Consider the following 22,298-nt stretch of genomic DNA (forward strand, 5'->3'; position numbering starts at 1 on the left):
ACCTTATGTGAGTATTGAATTAACGTATCCCCGGGTGTCTTTGTCCACTTCTTGGATATCCGCAAGACTCGGATCCTGAATTACGCTGTGGCGGTTCAATGCTTTTTCAATCAGATCTTCAATCGTTAAGAACGAAATCCGTCCGCCAAGAAAAGCGGCAACTGCTTCTTCATTAGCCGCATTTAAAACCGTCGGCATCGTTCCCCCTATTTTACCTGATTCAAAGGCAAATTGTAAGCAGCGGAACCTTTCAAAGTCAGCTTTCGCAAAATGGAGGCTTCCGATCTCCCATAATTCAAGCCTTTTTGTTTCAGGCAGAGGCAGCCGGTCCGGATATGTCAGCGCGTATTGAATCGGCACCCTCATGTCCGGATTTCCGAGCTGGGCGATGACGCTTCTGTCGTGAAATTCAACCATCGAATGAATGATGCTCTCCTTATGTAAAACAACGTCAATCTGTTCATACGGAATGTCAAACAGCCAATGCGCTTCAATGACTTCAAGCCCTTTATTCATCATTGTAGCCGAGTCAATCGTAATCTTTGCGCCCATCGACCAGTTTGGGTGATTAAGGGCATCGGCAATCGTTACAGACTCAAGCTCCTGCCGCGTTTTATCTCTGAAACTGCCGCCGGATGCGGTAATGATCAGACGCTCGATATTTTTGCTCTGTTCGCCTTGCAGCGCCTGAAAAATAGCGGAATGTTCGCTGTCGACCGGAAGAAGAGGAACGCCGTATTGTTTTGCGTGTCCTTTCACTATATGCCCGGCAGTGACGAGAGTTTCCTTATTTGCAAGCGCAATTGTTTTTTTCTGTTCAATCGCTTTCAAAGTCGGAATTAAACCGACGCTTCCGAGCAGCGCATTGACCACGATATCCACTTCATCCATGACTGCCGCTTCAATCAGGCCTTCTTCTCCGATGCCGATTTGACATTCATGAGAAAAAGACGCCTCTTTCACTTTTTGATATGTATCCATGTCGCCGACTGCTACATATTTCGGCTGAAACGTTCTGATCAACGGTATCGCTTTCTCGGCATTTTTACCGAAAGTCATCGAGACGAGACGGAATTGATCTTGATGCATGCGCAATACGTCTAACGTCTGCTCTCCTATTGATCCTGTTGCTCCTAAAAGACAAATATTCTTCAAAATGCCACTCCCATTCTATGCGTCCAGATCGGTCTTGTTTTCATATTAGCCTTTCTCATGAAAAAAGCGCAAGCAGAAAGTATAAGAACGGCATGACAAACAAAAAGCTGTCAAATCGATCTAAAATGCCGCCGTGCCCGGGAAGGATTTTCCCCGAATCCTTCACATCATAGTGCCGCTTAAGCGCTGATTCAACCAAATCCCCGATCTGTCCGAAAACAGACAGAACAAGTGTGATGACCAAAAGAATCGGGTATGAAATCGGAAGATGCGCAAACAGCTGGAAAACAGCCGTAAAAATAAGAGCGATCGCAATACCGCCAAGAAACCCTTCCACCGTTTTGTTGGGACTGATTTCAGGCCACAGCTTCCGCTTCCCGAGCGACTTTCCGACGAAATATGCGCCCGAGTCTGTTGACCATATGACAACGCAGGCATAAAAGATATACAAAAGCCCGTTTGTTTCAATGTTTCTGATTTCAATAAAATAATGAAAACACAGTCCGATATATACCGTCGCGAGGACGATGAACCCGACTTCGTCAAACGTAAAGGTGTTTTTCACAAGCACCGTATAGCTGAGCAGTATCAGTACGGCGAAAATCGTCACTTCCATTTTCGCGTCAAAAAAATGATACTCATCCGGCATCATATACAGCCATAACAGCAAGAGGCTGATCAGCCCCGGAAAAGAAAAAAATCTGAGCTTTTTCATCCGCAAAAGCTCAAAAAGCGCTATACTTCCCATCACGTAAACAAATACGGTGAACGGCAATCCTCCGAAAATAACCAAAAATAAAAATAGTGCCGCTGCCAGAACACCCGTTAACAATCTTTGTTTCATTTCCACCATCCTCTAAATTCCGCCAAACCTCCGGCCCCGCTGCTGAAATTCTCCCACTGCCTGCAGAAAGTGATCTTCTTTAAAATCGGGCCACAGGACATCTGTAAAAACAAATTCACTGTAAGCCACCTGCCAAAGCATAAAATTGCTCAGTCTGATTTCTCCGCTCGTTCTGATAAGGAGTTCCGGATCCTGAAGTGATTCCGTCATTAAATGCCCGGAAAAGAGCGCTTCATCAATGTCTTCGATATTCAGCGTGCCGCTTTTCACCTGTTCGGCCAATGCTTTTGCCGCATTGACGATTTCCGTGCGCCCGCCGTAGTTCAAAGCGAAATTGAGAATCAGCCCGTCATTTTGTTCTGTATCTTTTACGGCCTTCTCAATCGCCCTGTACGTATGAGAAGGGAGCGCAGATTCATCTCCGATAATTTTCACCTGTACATTTTCCTCTATCAATTCAGGAAGGTACGTATTCAGGAACTCTTCCGGAAGCTTCATTAAAAAGTCGACTTCCATCTTCGGGCGCTTCCAGTTCTCCGTGGAAAACGCATAAAGCGTCAGAACTTTGACGCCGAGCTGATTTGCGAGCTTTGTCACCCTTTTTACCACTTTCATTCCTTCATGATGTCCGGCAATCCGCGGAAGTGAGCGTTTCTTCGCCCAGCGCCCGTTTCCGTCCATAATAATGGCGATGTGTGCGGGAATTTCACCCTTCAGTATGTCTTCTTTTGTATACCGTTCTAAGTTGGAAGCCGCATTCTGCTGATTCTTCCAATTTTTGAGTATGTTGAGCATGAGATTCCTCCGTCACCCAAAAAGGTTGCATTGCTGATGATCAATGTAATCAACAGTATTAACAAAAAAACCCCCTGTAAACATGAGAGGGTCTTTTCACATTATCTATTGTACATAGTTTTTCATTAAACTTCCATGATTTCTTTTTCTTTGTCCTTTGTGACACTGTCAATTTTTGACACATATTCATCTGTCAGCTTTTGAACATCTTCACTGGAAGCACGAAGCTCGTCTTCTGTAATGTCTCCGTTTTTCTCAAGCTTCTTGAGTTCATCATTGCTGTCACGGCGGACATTACGGACTGCTACTTTCGCTTCTTCCGCATATTTTTTCACGACTTTGACAAGTTCTTTACGTCTTTCTTCCGTCAGAGCCGGGATCGCGATGCGGATAATTGTGCCGTCACTTGTCGGAGTTACGCCAAGATCAGCTTTCAGGATCGCTTTTTCAATATCGCCGATTGCTGTTTTGTCATACGGTGTGACAACAAGCATACGCGCTTCAGGCACATTGATGGAAGACAGCTGGTTTAAAGGTGTTTGGGCACCGTAGTATTCTACTGTCACTTTATCCAATAGAGACGGGTTGGCACGTCCTGCGCGGACTGACGCCAATTCCCGTGAATAAGCGGCAACCGCTTTTTCCATGCGTTCTTTTGTTTGTGTTAATACTTCGTTTGACAACGTTATTTCCCCCTTACGATCGTTCCGATTGATTCGCCGATTACGGCACGCTTAATATTTCCTTCTTCCATAATAGAAAAGACGATCAGCGGAATATCATTATCCATACATAGTGAAGAAGCCGTAGAATCCATGACTTCCAGCCCGTCTTTTAACACATCGAGATAAGATAATTGTTCGTATTTAACGGCTGACTCATCTTTTCTCGGATCAGCATTATACACACCGTCGACATTATTTTTCGCCATTAAGATCACATCCGCTTCGATTTCAGCGGCACGCAGCGCTGCGGTTGTGTCCGTAGAGAAATAAGGGTTTCCTGTTCCCGCGGCAAAAATCACAACGCGTTTTTTCTCCAGGTGGCGGATGGCTTTTCTTCTGATGTAAGGCTCAGCGACCTGACGCATTTCAATTGATGTCTGCACTCTGGACTGGATTCCGAGAGTTTCAAGACTGTCCTGCAGGGCAAGTGAGTTCATGACAGTGGCAAGCATGCCCATATAATCGGCAGTCGCACGGTCCATTCCTAAGTCACTGCCTGTTTTTCCGCGCCATAAGTTGCCGCCGCCTACGACTACGGCCACTTCGACGTCAAGCTCAGCGATTTCTTTTACCTGTTTAGCTATGGATTGGATGACAGTCGGATTAATCCCGTTTCCCTGTTCTCCTGCCAACGCTTCTCCGCTAAGCTTTAAAACGATACGATTGTATTTTGGTTTTTCCATAATAACCTCCAAGTGTAAACATTGCCGTTTCCTATTATGCAAGAGAAAAAAAAGTTTGTAAATATAGTTTTAAAAATAGGGAACACAAGTAGTGTCCCCTATACTGCCTGAAAAGCCGCGAAAGATTCGCCGAGGCTTTCCGCCATTATTTTTTCACTTGGTTCATAACTTCTTCAGCAAAGTTTTCTTGGCGTTTTTCAATACCTTCTCCAACTTCGTAGCGGACGTATGTTTTAACAGATGCGTTTTTCGCAGCCACAACTTGTTTCACTTTTTCGTCTGGGTTTTTAACGAAAGGTTGGTCTAATAAGCAAATTTCTTCGAAGAATTTGTTCAGACGGCCTTCAACCATTTTAGCTACGATGTTTTCCGGTTTGCCTTCTTGAAGAGCTTGCTGAGTCAGGATCTGACGCTCATGGTTTGCTTCTTCTTCAGACACTTGGTCGCGTGAAATGTAACGAGGATTTACCGCTGCAACATGCATTGCGATGTCTTTTGCAAGATCTTCGTCAGTTGTTCCGCTAAGAACAGATAATACGCCGATGCGGCCGCCCATGTGAAGGTAAGCACCGAACGCTTCGCTGTCTTCTTTTGTAAGAACAGCAAAACGGCGAAGAGTGATTTTCTCTCCGATTTTAGCAACGTTGCTTGTGATGTATTCTTCAACAGTAGAACCGTTTTCCATCTTTTGTCCCATTGCTTCTTCAAGATCAGCAGGAGCGTTTGTAAGAAGGTGGTCAGCAAGCGTGTCCAGAAGCTCTTTGAAGCCTTCGTTTTTCGCAACGAAGTCAGTTTCAGAGTTTACTTCTAAGATAACGCCTTTGTTGCCGTCAGTTTTAATAAGAGTAGAACCTTCAGCAGCGATACGGTCAGCTTTTTTAGCTGCTTTCGCAATTCCTTTTTCTCTCAGAAGGTCGATTGCTTTGTCCATATCTCCGTCAGTTTCAGTCAACGCTTTTTTACAGTCCATCATACCAGCGCCTGTTTTTTGACGCAGTTCTTTTACCTGCTGTGCAGTAATAGCCATTTAAATTCCTCCTTATATGTGTAAACAAGATATGTATAGATACATTTTTCTTGAAAAAAGGTGATAAAAGGCAGTCCCTCTTATCACCTTTTGATTAGGTTACGCAGTTGTCGTTTCTGTTTCAGGTGCAGTCTCTTCAGCAGCTTCCGCTTCTTCTTCGCCTTGCTTCGCTTCTAAGATTGCATCTGCCATTTTAGAAGTAAGAAGTTTGACAGCGCGGATTGCGTCATCGTTTGCAGGGATTACGACATCAATTTCATCAGGATCACAGTTTGTATCTACGATTCCGATGATAGGAATGTTCAATTTGCGAGCTTCCGCAACAGCGATGCGCTCTTTGCGAGGATCGATGATGAATAATGCATCAGGAAGACCCTTCATGTCTTTAATTCCGCCGAGGAATTTTTCAAGACGCTCTAATTCTTTTTTCAATTGAACAACTTCTTTTTTCGGAAGTACTTCAAACGTACCGTTTTCTTGCATTTTTTCAATGTCTTTAAGACGTTTAATACGTTTTTGGATTGTTTCAAAGTTTGTTAATGTACCGCCCAACCAGCGTTGGTTGACAAAGTACATGCCAGAGCGCTGAGCTTCTTCTTTAACAGAATCCTGAGCTTGTTTTTTTGTTCCGACGAAAAGGATTTTTCCGCCTTCAGCAGCAAGATTTTTAGTGAAGTTGTAAGCTTCCTCTACTTTTTTGACTGTTTTTTGAAGGTCAATGATGTAGATTCCGTTACGCTCCGTGAAAATGTAACGCTTCATTTTTGGGTTCCAACGGCGTGTTTGGTGACCGAAGTGAACACCAGCTTCAAGCAATTGCTTCATAGAAATGACTGACATGTTATTTCCTCCTAATATAATGGTTTTTTTTCCTCCGCTTAAGTCATTTTTGTACAGAACTGCCGCCTGCAGCACCCTCTGCATAAATCGTTAAGCGTGTGTATTTAACACCAAGACATAATATAACACAGCTTTATGCGACAATCAAGAATCCTTTACAGCTTTGCCGCGAAATTTTAAAAACAACTCGATTTCTGTCTTTCCGCTCTTCATCCGTTTGGCAATTTCCGCGGGAGTGAGCCCCTGTTCATATAATTCTGAAACGCGATCTTCAAACGAATGCGCGCCGTTTTCCTCACTTTCAGCCTGTTCCGTTGCACTGATGAGCTTTTCCATGTGATCCGGAATATCAGGCTCTTTTTGCGGTTTGACGGGCCGGGATTCCGCGTCTTCTGCGTCCGGCGCTTGATCAGCCCGGTTTTTGGCATCTTCGAGTCTTTCATTTTCTTCTTTTAACTCAAGCAGAAACGCAGCAAGGGTGTTTTCCGTCTCTTCAAGAATCTTCTTCTGCTGACGCTCCGTCTCCTTGAGGGCTGAAAACCTCGTGTACAGAATAATGACGGCATAAAGCAGTATGCCGTGAAGCATAAAGCTTAAAAGCCATAATAGTGTTGACATGTTTTTCACTCGCTAACCATGAGTTCATTATTGAATTACTTTTTCAAGCAGATGCTTTAATTTAAACAGCGCCTTTGAATGAATCTGCGAAATCCGGGAGGTCGAAAGATTCAGGACTTGTCCGATTTCGGTCAGTGTCAGTTCTTCTTTATAAAATAAGCTGACGACAAGCTGTTCTTTTTCAGAGAGCTCGTGAATTTTGCCCGCAAGCTGGGCGATCAGCTCGTCCTTCATGATTTTTTCTTCCGGCGGCACATTTTTGTCATCTCTGATCATGACTTGAATATTCTCACCGTCATCCTGGTCGTGAAGCTTTTCATCAATTGATAAGAGATTGGCAAAAAACCCTTCATTCATCGTTGATACTACGTCCTGCTCCGTCATCCCCAGTTCTTCTGCGATCTCTGAAGGCGTCACATTCCGAAGGTAGCGCTGTTCAAGTTTTTCGATCGCCGCTTCGACTTTTTTTGTCTTCTCCCGTGAAGTTCTGGGCAGCCAATCTTCTTTACGCAGCCCGTCGATGATTGCACCGCGAATTCTAAACGAGGCATAGGTATCAAATTTTAAATCCCGGCCGGGGTCAAATTTTTCTAGGGCATCATATAAACCAAGCATACCAAGGCTCATTAGATCGTCTTTATGCACCGACTTCGGCAGTCCGACGGAAATTCTGCCGACATGATATGTGACCAGCGGCATGTAACGGCGCATTAAATCATCACCGGCTTTAGGATCTTTCCACTCTTTCCAGCGCGACCAAAGCACCTGATCTTCATAATTCAAGGATTGCATTGTTATCCCCCTACCTCATACCTTAATTAAATCGTTGTTTCACCTTGTTTAACAGTTCGGATGTGCAGCATGCAGGACTTTGGCTCAAATTCAATCGTCCGGCCGCTTGAGCCGCCGGTATCTTCACTGATGACCGGAATGTTATACAATGAAAGCTGCTCTTTAATGGCCGCTACGTTCCTTGGGCCGATTTTCATCAGATCGTTTGTCATTTTAAACTTAAACATCTCAGCTCCCCCTGCGAGCTTTGCCTTCAGGGCAAACCTGCGGCATCCGGCTTTCAAAAGCATGTCAATCGTCGTCTTTACGGCGGTGTCTGCATATTTTGCGCGGTTCAGTTCCGCCGTTTTCGATAAACCGGAGTCCGGCAGCATCACGTGAACGAGTCCCGCCGTTTGTTTGTCTTTATCGTATAAAACCAGTCCCACGCATGAACCGAGTCCCGAAGTCCGGATTTTATCCGGATAACGCGCGATTTGAACATCCGCAATCCCCACTTTAACAACTGCGGCTTCCGCACGGCTCATAAAGCCGCACCCAATGAGACGAAGAGCTTTTCAAAAGAATCATAGTCCGGAAGCATAAACATATGGGCTTTGAGCTCCTGCTGGCTGCCTTGGTCAAAAATAGAAGTATCCACGACAATGGCATGTTCCCCGACTTGGCTGAGCTCCATCAGTCCTTCACTGATAACCGCACCGAACATATCCAGTGAGATTTCCGGCACACTCGGATAAATCTCGAGCTTCGTCAAATCAGCCAATGCCGTTAAATAGGAACCTGCTAAAATATTGCCGAACTCATGTAAAGCAGAAGAACTCAAATGATCCTCACCCAACTGGTCAATATCAAAATCCGGATTTCCGATCAGCTCTCTGATAAACTGTTCCGCTTGATCAAAAGGCATGATGAGAAAGATAGAACCGGTCATGTCGCCTTCCATTCTTAAAAAGATACTGGCGACCGGCGTTTCGGCACCTCCGAAAAAATCAGCGAGCTCATCAAATGTCAATAAGGTCGCAAACGGCACTTCCATATCTATCTTTCTGTTCAGCAGCTGAGCCATGGCAGAGGCTGAGTGACCCGCCCCGATATTTCCGACTTCCCGCAAAATATCCATCTGCTCTTCTTTGATCGCTTCAAACTTACTCATGTTGTCTTATCCCCTTTAAGCATTCGGCTCTCCGGATGCAGATGCAGAAGCACCTTTATCCAGCACCGCATGCGCATCAATAATATTGAGGAGCCTGTTATCTTGCTTGACGATCTGTTTAATCCACACATCCGCTTCCTTTGTCTGGCTTTCAGGCGCGGATTCAATTTCATTTTCATGCACGGTGATGACGTCATTAGCCTCATCCACAACCCACCCGACATCGGCGTCGCGGTAAGAAATAATGATAATCCGCGTCTCTTCTGTGATGTCCTGTTCAGGCTGGTTCAGACGTTTTCTTAAATCAAGAACCGGCGTAATCACCCCGCGCAGATTGATAACACCGCGGATATAAGGTTCCACACCCGGGACTCTCGTCGGTTTTTGCCACTTTTCAATTGATTTCACCTGGGAAACTGAGATAGCGTATTCTTTCCCGTTTATCATAAACACAATCATTTTTTCACCTGTTTTGATTTCAGCAGTCATAAGGGCACCTCCTCGTGTCGTTTTAGTAGATCAGCGCATTGCAATCAATAATCAGCGCCACTTCTCCGTTTCCGAGAATCGTAGCGCCGGAAATCGCAAAGACGTTCGTTAAATAGTCTCCGAGTGATTTCAGTACGACTTCCTGCTGGCCGATAAAAGAGTCCACGACAAAAGCAGTAGATTTATCGCCCTTTTTCACGACGATCACATGGAACTGATCCGCATCCTGTTTTGAATCCGTAATGCCGAATTCTTTTTTCAGGTAGACAATCGGAACAATCTGTCCTCTGAAATCAATCACTTCTCTGTCATGCGTCTGCAGGATATCTTTCTTTTCGATCACAGCCGTCTCTATAATAGAAGAGATCGGTATCGCAAAGGTCTCTTCTTCAAGTTTAATGAGAAGGACGGAGATAATTGAAAGTGTCAGCGGAAGCTGAATACTGAAAAGAGAACCCTGCCCTTCAGCGGATTTGACACTGACCGAGCCGCCGAGTGATTCAAGTTTGTTTTTCACAACGTCCAGGCCGACACCCCGGCCCGAAATATCAGAAATTTGATCGGCAGTCGAGAAGCCCGGAGCAAAAATAAGCTCGTAAATCTCATTATCTTCAAGCGTTTCAGCATCACGTTCGGTGATGACATTTCGTTCGAGCGCTTTTTCGAGAATTTTCTTTCTGTTCAGGCCGGCCCCGTCATCTTCAACCTCAATAAAGACATGGTTTCCGCTGTGATATGCCTTAAGTACGACATGGCCAGATTCCGGTTTTCCTTTATTCACCCGCACTTCAGGCGCTTCGATGCCGTGATCGATGCTGTTTCTGATTAAATGGACAAGCGGATCGCCGATTTCATCAATCACCGTGCGGTCAAGCTCTGTTTCAGCGCCGATGATGGACAATTCAATTTTCTTATTTAATTCCTTTTGAAGCTGGCGGATCATTCTCGGGAAACGGTTAAAGACGGTTTCTACCGGAACCATCCGCATATTCAGAATAATAGATTGAAGGTCTCCTGAGATTCTGGTCAGGCGTTCAACGGTTTCAGTCAATTCATTGTGATCAAGCTCTTTGGCGATCTGCTCAAGACGTCCGCGGTCAATGACAAGCTCTTCAAAAAGGTTCATTGAAGAATCCAGTCTTTCAATGTTGACACGAATCGTTTTCGAGCCGCTGTGATGCTTCGGCTGTTCTTCCGTTTTCGCTTGCGGGTTCGGCTGCTTTTCAGCCTTTTTAACCGGAACGTCCTTCACCGGTTCAGCTGCTTGCGGTTTTTCAGCTGTTTTTAACGGCGCACCGACAGAAACTTCGACGTTCTCCACTTCTGAAATGCCGCTGATGAGGTCTTTAATTTCCTCAGCAGACTGCTTTGTCAAGAAGCACACCTGAAAATCCGTTCCGAAATCTTCCGTCTCAAGCACTTCCGCAGCTGGTATCGTTTTTGCGACTTCACCCGCTTCATTCAGCTTTTCAAATATCATGTACACGCGCACGGCTTTGAGCATGCAGTTTTCATTCAGGGAAACCGTTATTTCATAGCGGCTGAATCCTTGCTCTTCTGCCTCTTCGATGACAGTCCGTTCGAACTCATCATAATTCCATTCAGCTGAAGCTTGTTTCGTTGAAGCCGGCGGTTCTGCTGTTTCAGCTGAAGCGGCAGTCTCATGCACCGCGTTTACATCGAGCTTTGCGCTCACTTCAGAAATATCACGTTTGCCGTCTCCTCCGTCAATAATGGACTGCACCATCTCTTCAAGATGATCCAGCGCTTCAAACAGCACATCCAGCCAATCTGATGTGACCGGCATCTCTCCGTTGCGGATGGCGTCCAGCACATTTTCCATCAAGTGAGTTAAATGTGCCAGATCAGTATATCCCATCGTTGCGCTCATGCCTTTCAGCGTATGGGCAGCTCTGAAGATGTCATGCACAATCTGAAGGTCTGACGGATCTTTTTCCAACAGCAGCAGCTTTTCGTTACATGTCTGTAAGTGCTCTTTACTTTCATCAATAAAGACATCTAAATATTGATTCATATCCAATTGATTCACACCCTCTCTTTTTTCACACATCCGGTGATGGATGCCGCGATTTCTTCCACATGTTTAATCTCATGAATGAGGCCCGCTTTTATCGCTGACTTCGGCATCCCGAACACAACACAGGATTCGTCGGATTCCGCAATCGTTTTAACGCCGCCTGTTCTGAGCATTTCTTTTACCCCTTCGGTTCCGTCGCTGCCCATACCGGTCATAATAACGGCTACCTTTTCATAATCGGACAATCGGCTTGCCGAACGAAACAAATAATCGGCCGACGGTTTATGCCGGCTTTCCGTATCATGAACGTCAAGAATGATGCGGAGCCTTCCGCCTTCCTCGGCAACCGTCATATTTTTTCCGCCGGGCGCGATGTACACCCATCCGGCTTTCGCCTCTTCACCGTTTTCCGCTTCTTTAACCTGAATATCTGACAAATGGTTGAGTCTGTCTGCAAGTGAAGCGGTGAAGCCTTCAGGCATGTGCTGAACGACAAATACAGGCGCCTTTAAATCCTTCGGAAGCTTCGGAATCACCTTTTGCAAAGCCCGCGGTCCGCCTGTAGAGGTCGCAATGAACACGGCCTGCTTAGCAGATTTTGCTTTCGGCCTCTCAAATCCCACAGCAGCCGGACGTTCCGGGGTGAGGGGTTCTTTCACCGCCGGCTCAGTTTCTTTTGCGAAGGACAGTCCCGCCGCAATCACCCTTTCAATCAGCTGTTCTTTAATTTTATAAAGATCAAGTGAAATCGCTCCGGAAGGCTTGGTGATAAAATCAAAGGCACCCATTTCCAGGCAGTTGATCGTTCGGTCTTTTCCTTGCTGCGTCTGACTTGATACCATGATTACAGGAAGTTTATATATGCTGATAATTTTCCGCAATGTATCCGTTCCGTTCATGACCGGCATTTCAATATCAAGCGTGACAACATCCGGCTTGAGAAGCTCTATTTTTTTCAGCGCCTCTTCTCCGTTTCTGGCTGTCCCGATGACTTCTATCTGCACTTCCGCAGCCAGAAAATCGGTAATCATTTTTCTCATAAAAGCTGAGTCATCAACGACAAGCACACGAATCACTGTAAAGTCCTCCTCATTAAAAAAGAAGATAATCTCTCAATAAATGCCGGTTTCTCTTCTCTTGGTTTGTTTTCTTCCGTTTGAAACAAGACATCCGTCAGAAGACGGACGGACCTGCTGGCTTTTGCTTGAGGACTTTTTATTAAAAAAGGCACCTGGTCAATGACAGCTTGACTTACCAGCGGATCATCCGGGATGGAGCCGGCGAAACGCACCTCCACGCCTAAAAACGTGTGAATCGCGTAAGATAGGCGGCTGTATGTGTCCAGCGCCTGTTTTTGGGCCCGGGCGCGATTGACGGCAATGTTTATGGTCAGCCGCTCATCCGCGAGGGTGAGATGTTTGATCGCGCTGTAGGCATCCATAATTGCCGTCGGCTCAGGCGTTGTCACGGCGAGAATGTCTTCAGCCGATAAAATAAACGGCAGCTGTTCTTTTGAAAGTCCCGCTCCCATATCAAACAGAACGTAATCAAAATCGCTTAATACAGCGGAAAGACCATTCATAAATGCTGACCACTTCTCTCTGTCAGCTTGATAAATCGCCTCAAGCCCCGTTCCTCCGGATATGTAGTGAAGGCCTTTCGGACCGGAGGACAGTGATTGAGCCAACGCGTACCGATTCTCCATCACATCAATAATAGTGCGGGTAGGTGCCGCACCGATCAGCACCTCAATGTTGCCCATCCCGATGTCAAGATCAATGATGAGTGCTTTTTTTCCTTTTTCCTGCAGGGCAACGGCCATGTTTAATGTTAAATTAGATTTTCCGACGCCGCCTTTGCCGCTGATGACGGCTAATGTCTTCGCTTTTTTTTCATAAAACTCCGGCTTGGCCATTTGCCGCTGTCTCATTTTTCTTCTTAATGACTCTGCCTGATCGGGTTTCATGTCAAAAGCATCCTGACAAATTGTTCTGGTGAAGCCGACAGGATGTCTTCAGGCACATCCTGTCCATTTGTCAAATAGGCGGCCCCGATTCTCGATTCAGAAAGCACTTGAAACACGGAGCCGAGTGAGGCGGTTTCATCCGTTTTCGTAAAAATGAATTGATTGACCGGCACACCGGAAAATTGTTTCAGCACCTGTTTCATATCTTCATATTTTGCAGATGAAGATAACACGAGAAAGGATTGTAAGCCTGCTTCAAACGGAATCATCTCTTGCAATTCCGTAATATACTGCTCTTCTTTAAAGTTTCTTCCGGCTGTATCAATGAAAACATGGTCATATTCAGCGAATTTTTCCTGCGCTTTCAGACAGTCTTCCTTTGAATAACATACTTCAAGAGGAGCCTGAAGCAGTTCCGCATATGTCTTCAGCTGTTCGACTGCGGCAATCCGGTAAGTATCCGTCGTCATAAATGCAATTTTTTTGTGCTCTGTCAGCGTTGATGCGGCTGCAAGTTTTGCAAGTGTGGTCGTTTTGCCGGCCCCGGTTGAACCGAAAAGCACGACGTATTTTGATTGAATCCCTTCCTGCCACCTGTCTGCTGAGGGGAGTTTTTTCACTAACAAATCCTGCAGTTTCGGGCTGACATTGTCTTCAGTTAAATCACCGGCGGCAATCGAAGAACGTAGCAATTCACTCAAAACGGCGTTTTGCGTATGATCCGGAAGACCTGCTTGCTTCAATAGTCTCTCGGCTTTTTTTATTGGTTCGGGGAGCACTTCTTTATAACGTGCCAGATCACCAGATGTAGCATGATCCGGAAGACGCGGCGGCTGAACAGGCTCGGCTTTTTTCACCGTTTCCGTCTTTTTCATGTCTTCACCGGGAGCCGGCGGCGTTTTTCTCGTTTCCCTGACGTCACGATCTAAAACGGCGACTACTTCAACAGCCGGCTGCGACCGCAGCCCCAGCCATTTTCGCTTCTTTACTTGTTTGGAATGTAAAATGACGGCATCGTTGCCGAGTTCCTTTTTAATTTGCTTCGCGGCATCCTGCATTGAAGCGGCTGTAAATTTTTTTATTTTCATTAAATATCCACCACTCCAATGCTCTGTACTTCAACGTTTGCTTCCAGCTCATTATAAGAAAGAACCGGAAGATCAGGGAAATAGCGTTCTAACAGCTGTTTTACATACATTCTGACAGCAGGCGAACAGAGAAGAATCGCCGTCTCCTGCCGGATGGAAAGCTGCTCGGCCTCTTTAGCGACAGAACGGATGATACTGTCTGAAACCTCAGGATCAAGCGACAGGTAATTGCCCTGTTCAGTCTGCTGCACGCCGTCTGCAATTGCTTTTTCGACCCGGCCTGAGCATGTGATGACTTTCAGCGTTTCATGGTCTCTCGCATATTGGGCCGTGATTTGTTTGGCGAGCGACTGTCTCGCGTATTCCGTCAAAAGATCTGAATCGGTCGTTAATCTTCCGTAATCGGCAAGTGTTTCAAAAATGGTCACCAAGTTTCTGATTGAAACTTTTTCTCTCAGCAATTTAGCAAGCACCTTTTGAATATCGCCGACAGAAAGAGGATTTGGCGTGACTTCCTCAACAAGCACGGGATAATTTTCCTTCAGATGATCGATCAGCTGCTTTGTTTCCTGTCTGCCGACCAGTTCATGGGCATACTGCTTAATTTTTTCCGTAATATGCGTAGATACGACTGACGCCGGATCAACAACTGTATACCCCAGCATGTCCGCTTCATCTTTCGCAGCTTCGCTGATCCATTTTGCGGGAAGCCCGAATGACGGTTCAATCGTTTCAATTCCTTCAATCACGTCATCTTCAGGCGTCGGTGACATCGCTAAGTAATGATCAAGCAGGAGCTCTCCTTTAGCGACTTCATTGCCTTTAATTTTCAATCTGTATTCATTCGGCTGAAGCGCGATATTATCCCTGATGCGCACAACCGGAATGACAAGCCCTAATTCAAGCGCCAGCTGTCGTCTGATCATGACGATGCGGTCAAGAAGATCACCGCCCTGCCCCGCGTCTGCGAGCGGCACCAATCCGTATCCGAACTCAAATTCAATCGGATCAATATGTAAAAGCTGCACAACGCTTTCCGGGCTTTTCAGTTCATCCGCCTGAGCCTCTTCTTCAAGAATTTCTTCCTCTTCTTCGCTCGGCTTATCCGTTTTGGACAGCTTATAAGCGCCGAATGCAAGCAGACCGGCAATCGGCCCCGTCAGCAGAATGCCGATCGGCGTGAGAAGACCAAGCAAAAGAACAGTTCCCGCGGCTACATATAAGAGCTTCGGATAAGCGAACAGCTGGCCTGTAATATCATGACCGAGGTTCCCTTCAGATGCCGCTCTCGTCACGACAATCCCCGTAGCCGTTGAAATAAGCAAGGCCGGCATTTGAGAAACGATACCGTCACCGACCGTCAGCATTGTAAAGTGAGAAGCAGCTTCTTGTATGCTCATCCCCTGCTGCAGCATGCCGATTACGATCCCGAAAATAATATTGATCATCACGATGATGATACCCGCGATCGCATCCCCTTTGACAAATTTGCTCGCACCATCCATCGCGCCGTAAAAATCCGCTTCCCGCGCGACTTTTTCACGTCTGTGTTTCGCGTCCTGCTCCGTAATCATGCCGGCGTTTAAATCCGCGTCAATACTCATTTGTTTTCCGGGCATCGCATCGAGCGTAAATCTCGCCGCCACTTCCGATACCCGCTCGGCGCCTTTAGTAATGACGATAAACTGAATAATAATCAAGATTATGAAGACAACAAGCCCTACCAGCACATTTCCGCCGACAACGAAATTCCCGAATGTCTCAACAACCTTTCCCCCTTCTCCATGAGAAAGAATCGAACGAGTCGTCGACACATTGAGCGCAAGCCGAAACAGCGTCAATAACAGCAGCAATGACGGGAATATCGAAAATTGCAGCGGTTCTTGCATATTCATTGTGGTGAGAAGCACGATCAACGCAAGAGAGATATTAATGATGATCAATATACTTAACAACCATGGAGGGAATGGAATCACCAGCATTGCCACAATGAGGACAACACTTATTAAAACCGATAAATCTCTTGTTGACATGCTGTTTTTCTCTCCTTTTGAATCTGAAATTCACTATACTTTTTGTTTTGTTTTATAGACATAAGCCAAAATTTCCGCAATGACTTTGAAAAACTCTTCCGGCACGGCCTGGTCGATGTCAACCTGATCATATAACGCACGCGCGAGCGGCCTGTTTTCAATCGTCATGACATCATGTTCTTTGGCAATCTGCCTGATTTTTAATGCGAGATGATCGACCCCTTTGGCAACAATATAAGGGGCATCCATTTTCTTTTCATCATATTTTAGAGCGATCGCATAGTGGGTCGGGTTGGTAATGATGACGTCAGCTTTCGGCACTTCCTGCATCATTCGCCTCATCGCCATTTCCCGCTGCTTCTGCTTAATTTTGGACTTGATAATCGGGTCGCCCTCCGATTTTTTGTATTCATCTTTTATATCCTGCTTTGACATTCTGATGTTTTTCTCATAGTCAAAACGCTGATATAAGTAATCGAGCCCGGCCAGCAGCATTAAAGCCCCTGAGCCCGCAAGCCCCATCCAAAGAGTGAGCTTAGATACAAATGTGAGCACTTCCGCAGGCGTTAAAAGCGGAAGGCGGAGAATATCGCCATAATGCAGCCAGAGCACCATAAAGGCGGCAAAACCGACTACGGCAATCTTCAAAATCGATTTAACCAGTTCAACAATCGCCCTCATGCTGTATATCCGCTTAAATCCTTTCAGCGGGCTGAGCTTGTTCAGGTCAGGTTTGAGAACTTCTGCAGAAAACAGAAAACCCACCTGCATGTAGTTGCTCACGACACCTGCCAAAAGCGCGACCAGCATAATCGGCGCAAGGATGAGGCTGATATCTTTCACTGTATCCACAAAAAGCTCATGCACGTTAGACGCTGACAGATCTAACGCTATCGATTTCGTATAAAACGTTTTAATAAAGGACAGCAGCCTGTCCCGCATGTAAGGGCCGAGCGCGATCAGCGAAAGAAAGATAATCAGTAAGGAAACGGCTGTATTCACATCCGTACTTTTCGGGACCTGACCTTTCTTTCTTGTATCTTTTCGTTTTTTCGGGGTGGCTTTCTCCGTTTTTTCACCGGCAAAGAATTGCAGATTCAGTCTGAGTCTCATCACGTCACACCGACCAATGCCAATAAATTTCGCATTGTTTCAACGGTAAGGCTGAAGATATTGCGGACGAGGACAAACATCACCGCCATACAAACGATCAGCATAATAAAACTCACGGCTATTTTCAGAGGAAGCCCGACAACGAAAACGTTCAGCTGCGGCACCGTTCTCGCCACAATGCCAAGCGCCAAATCAACTAAAAACAGACTGGCCACAACCGGCGCAGACATTTGAAAAGCGATAATAAACATGGCATTGAAGCTTTTTGCGATAAAAAGTCCAAAGTGCTCATTTCCAAACGACGGAAATGCCTGATCAAGCGGAATATACTGAAAGCTGTAATAAATCCCGTCCAATAATAGATAATGGGCGTTTACGCTGAGCATAAATAACAGTGCCAGTGTATAAACGAATTGGCCGATCAGCGGGCTTTGCGTTCCTGATTGCGGATCAATGACATTCGCGATGGAAAAACCCATCTGAAAATCAATAAAGGAACCCGCGATCTGAATGGCTGCCAGCATCATGAAAGCAATCAGCCCGAGGCTCAAGCCTACAACGGCCTCTTTTATGACAAGCAGCATATACTGTTCCCCTATGTCAACTGACGGCGCATGTTTCAGCGTACTGAAGCAGATCACCGAAAGAAAGAAAGCAAACCCGATTCGGTGAACCGCCGGCAGGTTCCGGTGCCCGAATATCGGCACCGTTACAAAAAAAGCAGAAATTCTAATAAAAACCAATAAAAAAGCGGGAAATAAATCAATGATGGAATTCATTTGATTCTACCCTGCAAATCGGTTCAGATGAGAGAACAGATCAGTTGTAAACGAAAGAATCGTCGACAGCATCCAAGGACCGAAAAAGATCAGTCCGAGCATTACCGCCACGATTTTCGGAATGAACGCAAGCGTCTGTTCCTGGATTTGAGTTGTCGCTTGAAAGATACTGACGAGCAAACCGACGATCAGCGCGATCGCCAGCAGCGGCCCGCAGATCATCAGTGTTACGTATACGGCTTTTTCCGCCATGGAAATTACAAATTCTGAACTCACAATTAGCACCTACCCTAAAAGCTGTCAAGCAAAGATTTCACGATTAAATACCATCCATCGACCAAAACGAAAAGCAATATTTTAAAGGGCAGAGAGATCATAACCGGCGGAAGCATCATCATTCCCATTGACATTAAGACGCTCGCCACGACCATATCGATAATTAAAAACGGAATAAAAATCATAAAGCCCATTTGAAAAGCGGTCTTGAGTTCCGAGATCGCATAAGCGGGCACCATCGTCGTCAAAGGAATATCCTGAATCGATTCGGGCTTTTTCATTTTGGCGTAGTTCATAAACAGCGCCAGATCCTTTTGCCTTGTATGCTTGCTCATGTATTCTTTAATCGGCTTCTCGGCTTTTGTATATGCTTCATCGAGACTGATTTTGTTGTTCATCAGCGGCGTTAAGGCATCCTTATTAATCTCTGAAAAAGTCGGAGCCATAATAAAAAACGTTAAGAACAGCGCAAGACCGATTAATACCTGATTCGGAGGCATGTTCTGCGTCGCCAGTGAGGTTCTCACAAAAGACAGGACGATGACGATTCTCGTAAAGCAAGTCATCAAAATCAAAATACCCGGCGCCACTGAAAAGACGGTCAAAAGCAGCAGTAACTTAACAGTAGAGCTGACTTCGGTCGGACTGCTTGAATTAAAAAGATTAATAAATTCATTCATGATGATACGGGCCTTTCTTTTTTCCTTCAGAACGGCTTTGTTTCAGCTCGCTCAGCTGTTCTTTCAGCGCTTTTGAAAACGAGGGAAGCATCGTTTGCGGCTTTTTTTCTCCATCCTTACGCGGATTTACGAGTTTGGTCCATTCCACTTTTGAGGACATCGCCTCTTCGTATTGGCTCAGAATCGCCTCTCGCTCTTTTTCATCTTCAATTTCTTTTAAAAGCTGTATCGTCTCGCCGACACCGACTACAAGTACGCTGTTCCCCACTTTAATCAGCTGCACGGAACGGTTTTGGCCGACTGACGTTCCGCCGATATTTTCTACATATTGAAACGGCTTCAGCAGACGGTTTCTTTTATTCATCAGTTTGACAAATCCATAGATCAGCAGAATGACAAATAATAACGCCCCAATCATCTTTACAAAATCAAAAGCGGAGACAGAAGATGCAGAAGCATCCCCTATCTCTTGATCAGACGTTTGTTTCGATGTATCGTTTTTTTTCTCTGTTTTGTTTGTTGATTGTTTGTCAAACCATTCGTTGACGGTGGAATTATCAGACTCCGCCGCAAATGCAGGAAACGGATGTACATTGAGTAAAACGAAACAACAAATCAAAGCTAGTAAACCATGACTCTTTTTCAACAGTCGTACACCCTTTAGCTTAATGTTTTATTAATAGCTTCAAGCACGCGGTCCGCTTGGAACGGCTTCACGATAAAGTCTTTTGCGCCGGCTTGAATCGCGTCAATGACCATTGACTGCTGGCCCATTGCCGAACACATGATGATTTTCGCCTGCGGATCGATTTGTTTAATTTCCTTTAGTGCGGTAATTCCGTCCATTTCAGGCATTGTAATATCCATTGTCACAAGGTCGGGTGAATGCTCTTTGAATTTTTCGACCGCCTGTGCTCCGTCTGAAGCTTCAGCTACAACGTCAAAACCGTTCTTCACCAAAATATCCTTGATCATCATTCTCATAAATGCTGCATCGTCTACAATTAAAATTCTGTGTGCCATAATCTGTTTCTCTCCTCTATGTTCGCTTATTTTAAATTGTTAAGGCGGTCTGCCTGACTTAAAATGTCAGTAACTCTCACGCCGAAGTTTTCTTCTATGACAACGACCTCGCCCTTTGCTACGATCCGCTGATTGACCAGGATGTCAACGGGTTCACCCGCCAGCTTGTCAAGCTCAATAATGCTTCCCGCAGAAAGTTCAAGGATTTCTTTGACGCTTCTCTTCGTTCTGCCGAGCTCGACCGTAACGGAAAGCGGGATATCCATCAGCATATCAAGGTTGTTTCTTGAACCGTGCGCCGCCGCTGCATTTTGATCAAACGCCTGGAATTCCACCGGAGCGACTTGAACGGGAGCAGCTTTTTTAGCGGTTCCCTGTCTCTTCGGAAGCTCGGGTTTTGCCTGCGGTTCCTGCTGAACGGCCGGTTCCGGCTGCGGCATTTCGTATGTTTCCTGCGGCTGTGATACGGCTTCCGCGGCTTCTGCCACAGGCTGATCTGTATTCATCAGCTCCGCGATCAGATCTTTCGCAAACGTAAGCGGATAAAGCTGCATAATGCTCGAATCGATTAATTCACCGACTTTCAGGCGGAATGAAACTTTTACGAGCAGGTCATCCTCGGGTATTCTGTCCGTCCCTTTTTCTTCCGTCACATCCAGAAGTTCAACCCGCGGCGGAGAAATGTCGATCTTTTTACTGAATACGGTCGACATCGATGTAGCAGCCGAGCCCATCATTTGATTCATTGCTTCCTGCACAGCGCTCAGGTGGATTTCCCCGAGGGACGGATCGGCGCCTTGGCCGTCTCCGCCAATCATCAAATCCGCGATGATGGCTGCGTCGCTTTGTTCTACGACGAGCAAATTGCTGCCGTCAAATCCTTCTGTGTAGTTCACTTCAATGGCAACATACGGATGAGGAAATTCATCACTGATTTTGCTTTTTGAAATGACGGTCACACTCGGTGTCGTAATGTCCACTTTTTGATTTAAAAGAGTGGACAGCGCCGTAGCTGAGCTGCCGAATGAAATATTCCCGATTTCTCCGATCGTATCGCGCTCAAGTTCAGACAAGGTCGCCTTTTGAGGCTGTTCTGTATCCTCTTGACTTCCTGTGCCATTAAGAAGAGCATCGATTTCATCTTGAGATAATCTATTGTTCATCTTGTTCACCTCTTATGTCGTGATCTAAAATTTGCACTGCCTGTCTTCGATTCACCCGGCCGGCCTGCCCTAAAAACTTCGGTTTGTTTCCGACCAATACAGTAAGAGGATCAGTCACTGATTTGTCCAGAGTTATACAGTCCCCGGCTTCCAAACTTAAAAATTCTTCTATTGTCAGTTCAGAAGCTCCCAAGAGAGCTACTACGGGAATTTGTGCCGTCATGATGCGCTTTTCAAGCGACTTCGTTTCTTCGGGCTTCGCTTCATTCCGATCTGATTGCATCCAATAATGTACGGAAAGCTTAGGGATTATCGGCTCAAGCACGACATGGGGAATACAAAGATTAATGACACCGCTGATTTCACCGATCTGCGTATTGAGAGAAATGACCACGACGGTTTCATTTGGCGAAACCATCTGCACAAACTGAGGATTCACTTCAAATTCAGTCATTTCAGGATCAATATCAGCAATGGATTGCCAAGCTTCTTTGTAATTGCCCAGTGCATTTTCAAATAAGTTAGAAATAATGTTCGTTTCTATTTCCGTAAGATTGTCAGCTTTGTTATGGGTGATGCCGATGCCTCCCATGACGCGGTCGAGCATGGCGTATGCGATGGTGGGATTAACCTCCATCATGATCCTGCCTTCCATCGGATGAACATCGAACAAATTCAGGATCGTCATGTTCGGTATGGAACGGATAAATTCTTCATACGGCACCTGGTCAACTGAGCTGACAGATATATGGATATATGTTCTGAGCTTGGCGGAAAAGTGTGTTGTGAGAAGCCTCGCAAAGTTATCATGTATCCGGGTTAAACTCCGTATCTGATCTTTCGAAAACCTGAGCGCCCGTTTAAAATCATATACCTTTACTTTTTTCTCTTTAACTTCCTTTTTCAGCTCTTCCGCATCCGCCTCACCCGTCGAAATGGCTGAAAGCAGTGCGTCTATTTCATTTTGAGAGAGAACTTCTCCAGACATTTTCTTCACCTCCGTATTCTGTCAAATTTG

25 protein-coding genes are annotated in these 22,298 nt (G+C 45.7%); all 25 read right to left on the bottom strand.

Annotated elements, in window-relative coordinates:
• Positions 1–3 precede the first annotated feature (3 nt).
• On the bottom strand, positions 4–1,155 hold the full coding sequence (gene dxr, locus AC1DN5_RS05105; RefSeq protein ID WP_045926447.1) for a 1-deoxy-D-xylulose-5-phosphate reductoisomerase: 1,152 nt from the start codon (positions 1,153–1,155) through the stop codon (positions 4–6).
• 55 nt (positions 1,156–1,210) lie between these two features.
• Positions 1,211–2,008 carry a phosphatidate cytidylyltransferase gene (locus AC1DN5_RS05110; protein ID WP_016936095.1) on the bottom strand — a complete coding sequence of 266 codons (798 nt, stop codon included), beginning with the start codon at positions 2,006–2,008 and terminating at the stop codon, positions 1,211–1,213.
• Between the two features lie 3 nt (positions 2,009–2,011).
• Positions 2,012–2,794: an isoprenyl transferase gene (locus AC1DN5_RS05115; RefSeq protein ID WP_016936096.1), complete on the bottom strand. Its 783-nt coding sequence runs from the start codon at positions 2,792–2,794 to the stop codon at positions 2,012–2,014.
• A 125-nt stretch (positions 2,795–2,919) separates the two neighbouring features.
• On the bottom strand, positions 2,920–3,477 hold the full coding sequence (gene frr / locus AC1DN5_RS05120; protein WP_016936097.1) for a ribosome recycling factor: 558 nt from the start codon (positions 3,475–3,477) through the stop codon (positions 2,920–2,922).
• Positions 3,478–3,479: 2 nt separating this feature from the next.
• Positions 3,480–4,202, bottom strand: coding sequence for a UMP kinase (pyrH, locus tag AC1DN5_RS05125; RefSeq protein ID WP_016936098.1), 723 nt, complete (start codon positions 4,200–4,202; stop codon positions 3,480–3,482).
• 145 nt (positions 4,203–4,347) lie between these two features.
• Positions 4,348–5,229: a translation elongation factor Ts gene (gene tsf, locus AC1DN5_RS05130; protein ID WP_064778915.1), complete on the bottom strand. Its 882-nt coding sequence runs from the start codon at positions 5,227–5,229 to the stop codon at positions 4,348–4,350.
• A gap of 99 nt (positions 5,230–5,328) precedes the next feature.
• Positions 5,329–6,069 (bottom strand): 30S ribosomal protein S2, encoded by a 741-nt coding sequence (gene rpsB, locus AC1DN5_RS05135; protein ID WP_047474981.1) that lies wholly within the window; start codon positions 6,067–6,069, stop codon positions 5,329–5,331.
• Positions 6,070–6,213: 144 nt separating this feature from the next.
• Complete coding sequence (locus AC1DN5_RS05140) at positions 6,214–6,687, bottom strand: DUF6115 domain-containing protein (RefSeq protein WP_064778914.1); 474 nt, start codon at positions 6,685–6,687, stop codon at positions 6,214–6,216.
• A 27-nt stretch (positions 6,688–6,714) separates the two neighbouring features.
• Positions 6,715–7,479: an RNA polymerase sigma-28 factor SigD gene (sigD, locus tag AC1DN5_RS05145; protein WP_003154217.1), complete on the bottom strand. Its 765-nt coding sequence runs from the start codon at positions 7,477–7,479 to the stop codon at positions 6,715–6,717.
• Positions 7,480–7,505: 26 nt separating this feature from the next.
• A complete protein-coding gene (gene cheD, locus AC1DN5_RS05150; protein WP_064778913.1) occupies positions 7,506–8,006 on the bottom strand; it encodes a chemoreceptor glutamine deamidase CheD in 501 nt (166 codons plus the stop codon).
• Positions 8,003–8,632 carry a CheY-P phosphatase CheC gene (gene cheC / locus AC1DN5_RS05155; RefSeq protein WP_016936102.1) on the bottom strand — a complete coding sequence of 210 codons (630 nt, stop codon included), beginning with the start codon at positions 8,630–8,632 and terminating at the stop codon, positions 8,003–8,005. Before cheC ends, cheD begins: the two co-directional genes overlap by 4 nt.
• Before the next feature lie 15 nt (positions 8,633–8,647).
• Complete coding sequence (gene cheW / locus AC1DN5_RS05160; RefSeq protein ID WP_016936103.1) at positions 8,648–9,121, bottom strand: chemotaxis protein CheW; 474 nt, start codon at positions 9,119–9,121, stop codon at positions 8,648–8,650.
• Positions 9,122–9,143: 22 nt separating this feature from the next.
• Positions 9,144–11,162, bottom strand: a complete 2,019-nt coding sequence (gene cheA, locus AC1DN5_RS05165) for a chemotaxis protein CheA (protein ID WP_188154048.1) — start codon at positions 11,160–11,162, stop codon at positions 9,144–9,146.
• Positions 11,163–11,167: 5 nt separating this feature from the next.
• Positions 11,168–12,235 carry a protein-glutamate methylesterase/protein-glutamine glutaminase gene (locus AC1DN5_RS05170; protein ID WP_366969389.1) on the bottom strand — a complete coding sequence of 356 codons (1,068 nt, stop codon included), beginning with the start codon at positions 12,233–12,235 and terminating at the stop codon, positions 11,168–11,170.
• Positions 12,232–13,125, bottom strand: coding sequence for a MinD/ParA family protein (locus tag AC1DN5_RS05175; protein WP_366969390.1), 894 nt, complete (start codon positions 13,123–13,125; stop codon positions 12,232–12,234). The genes AC1DN5_RS05170 and AC1DN5_RS05175 overlap by 4 nt, the downstream gene beginning before the upstream one ends.
• Positions 13,122–14,213 carry a flagellar biosynthesis protein FlhF gene (locus tag AC1DN5_RS05180; protein WP_327814225.1) on the bottom strand — a complete coding sequence of 364 codons (1,092 nt, stop codon included), beginning with the start codon at positions 14,211–14,213 and terminating at the stop codon, positions 13,122–13,124. The genes AC1DN5_RS05175 and AC1DN5_RS05180 overlap by 4 nt, the downstream gene beginning before the upstream one ends.
• Positions 14,213–16,246: a flagellar biosynthesis protein FlhA gene (gene flhA, locus AC1DN5_RS05185; RefSeq protein WP_188154044.1), complete on the bottom strand. Its 2,034-nt coding sequence runs from the start codon at positions 16,244–16,246 to the stop codon at positions 14,213–14,215. The genes AC1DN5_RS05180 and flhA overlap by 1 nt, the downstream gene beginning before the upstream one ends.
• Positions 16,247–16,279: 33 nt before the next feature.
• A complete protein-coding gene (gene flhB, locus AC1DN5_RS05190; protein ID WP_047474991.1) occupies positions 16,280–17,359 on the bottom strand; it encodes a flagellar biosynthesis protein FlhB in 1,080 nt (359 codons plus the stop codon).
• Complete coding sequence (gene fliR / locus AC1DN5_RS05195; RefSeq protein ID WP_016936110.1) at positions 17,359–18,138, bottom strand: flagellar biosynthetic protein FliR; 780 nt, start codon at positions 18,136–18,138, stop codon at positions 17,359–17,361. Before fliR ends, flhB begins: the two co-directional genes overlap by 1 nt.
• A gap of 6 nt (positions 18,139–18,144) precedes the next feature.
• The gene (gene fliQ / locus AC1DN5_RS05200) at positions 18,145–18,414 is read right to left on the bottom strand and encodes a flagellar biosynthesis protein FliQ (RefSeq protein ID WP_013352270.1); all 270 of its coding nucleotides are present in this window, start codon (positions 18,412–18,414) and stop codon (positions 18,145–18,147) included.
• A gap of 14 nt (positions 18,415–18,428) precedes the next feature.
• On the bottom strand, positions 18,429–19,094 hold the full coding sequence (fliP, locus tag AC1DN5_RS05205) for a flagellar type III secretion system pore protein FliP (protein WP_016936111.1): 666 nt from the start codon (positions 19,092–19,094) through the stop codon (positions 18,429–18,431).
• Positions 19,087–19,740, bottom strand: a complete 654-nt coding sequence (fliZ, locus tag AC1DN5_RS05210) for a flagella biosynthesis regulatory protein FliZ (protein ID WP_095240719.1) — start codon at positions 19,738–19,740, stop codon at positions 19,087–19,089. The genes fliP and fliZ overlap by 8 nt, the downstream gene beginning before the upstream one ends.
• A 14-nt stretch (positions 19,741–19,754) precedes the next feature.
• Positions 19,755–20,117, bottom strand: coding sequence for a chemotaxis protein CheY (gene cheY / locus AC1DN5_RS05215; RefSeq protein WP_003154238.1), 363 nt, complete (start codon positions 20,115–20,117; stop codon positions 19,755–19,757).
• A gap of 26 nt (positions 20,118–20,143) precedes the next feature.
• Complete coding sequence (gene fliY, locus AC1DN5_RS05220) at positions 20,144–21,280, bottom strand: flagellar motor switch phosphatase FliY (RefSeq protein WP_327814220.1); 1,137 nt, start codon at positions 21,278–21,280, stop codon at positions 20,144–20,146.
• Entirely contained in the window at positions 21,270–22,268 is a 999-nt protein-coding gene (fliM, locus tag AC1DN5_RS05225; protein ID WP_016936114.1) for a flagellar motor switch protein FliM, read from the bottom strand. The genes fliY and fliM overlap by 11 nt, the downstream gene beginning before the upstream one ends.
• Between the last annotated feature and the right edge of the window lie 30 nt (positions 22,269–22,298).

The organism is Bacillus sp. 01N42_2 (assembly GCF_056399565.1).

Excerpts from the sequence above, each read along its gene's own strand:
- fliR (WP_016936110.1), bottom strand. The coding sequence starts at position 18,138 with ATGAATTCCATCATTGATTTATTTCCCGCTTTTTTATTGGTTTTTATT.
- flhA (WP_188154044.1), bottom strand. The coding sequence starts at position 16,246 with ATGTCAACAAGAGATTTATCGGTTTTAATAAGTGTTGTCCTCATTGTG.
- fliY (WP_327814220.1), bottom strand. The coding sequence starts at position 21,280 with ATGAACAATAGATTATCTCAAGATGAAATCGATGCTCTTCTTAATGGC.
- rpsB (WP_047474981.1), bottom strand. The coding sequence starts at position 6,069 with ATGTCAGTCATTTCTATGAAGCAATTGCTTGAAGCTGGTGTTCACTTC.
- AC1DN5_RS05115 (WP_016936096.1), bottom strand. The coding sequence starts at position 2,794 with ATGCTCAACATACTCAAAAATTGGAAGAATCAGCAGAATGCGGCTTCC.
- cheC (WP_016936102.1), bottom strand. The coding sequence starts at position 8,632 with ATGAGTAAGTTTGAAGCGATCAAAGAAGAGCAGATGGATATTTTGCGG.
- cheW (WP_016936103.1), bottom strand. The coding sequence starts at position 9,121 with ATGACTGCTGAAATCAAAACAGGTGAAAAAATGATTGTGTTTATGATA.
- fliP (WP_016936111.1), bottom strand. The coding sequence starts at position 19,094 with ATGAATGAATTTATTAATCTTTTTAATTCAAGCAGTCCGACCGAAGTC.
- sigD (WP_003154217.1), bottom strand. The coding sequence starts at position 7,479 with ATGCAATCCTTGAATTATGAAGATCAGGTGCTTTGGTCGCGCTGGAAA.
- flhB (WP_047474991.1), bottom strand. The coding sequence starts at position 17,359 with ATGAGACTCAGACTGAATCTGCAATTCTTTGCCGGTGAAAAAACGGAG.
- AC1DN5_RS05175 (WP_366969390.1), bottom strand. The coding sequence starts at position 13,125 with ATGAAACCCGATCAGGCAGAGTCATTAAGAAGAAAAATGAGACAGCGG.
- pyrH (WP_016936098.1), bottom strand. The coding sequence starts at position 4,202 with ATGGAAAAACCAAAATACAATCGTATCGTTTTAAAGCTTAGCGGAGAA.
- AC1DN5_RS05180 (WP_327814225.1), bottom strand. The coding sequence starts at position 14,213 with ATGAAAATAAAAAAATTTACAGCCGCTTCAATGCAGGATGCCGCGAAG.
- tsf (WP_064778915.1), bottom strand. The coding sequence starts at position 5,229 with ATGGCTATTACTGCACAGCAGGTAAAAGAACTGCGTCAAAAAACAGGC.
- fliM (WP_016936114.1), bottom strand. The coding sequence starts at position 22,268 with ATGTCTGGAGAAGTTCTCTCTCAAAATGAAATAGACGCACTGCTTTCA.
- cheD (WP_064778913.1), bottom strand. The coding sequence starts at position 8,006 with ATGAGCCGTGCGGAAGCCGCAGTTGTTAAAGTGGGGATTGCGGATGTT.
- cheY (WP_003154238.1), bottom strand. The coding sequence starts at position 20,117 with ATGGCACACAGAATTTTAATTGTAGACGATGCAGCATTTATGAGAATG.
- AC1DN5_RS05110 (WP_016936095.1), bottom strand. The coding sequence starts at position 2,008 with ATGGTGGAAATGAAACAAAGATTGTTAACGGGTGTTCTGGCAGCGGCA.
- AC1DN5_RS05140 (WP_064778914.1), bottom strand. The coding sequence starts at position 6,687 with ATGTCAACACTATTATGGCTTTTAAGCTTTATGCTTCACGGCATACTG.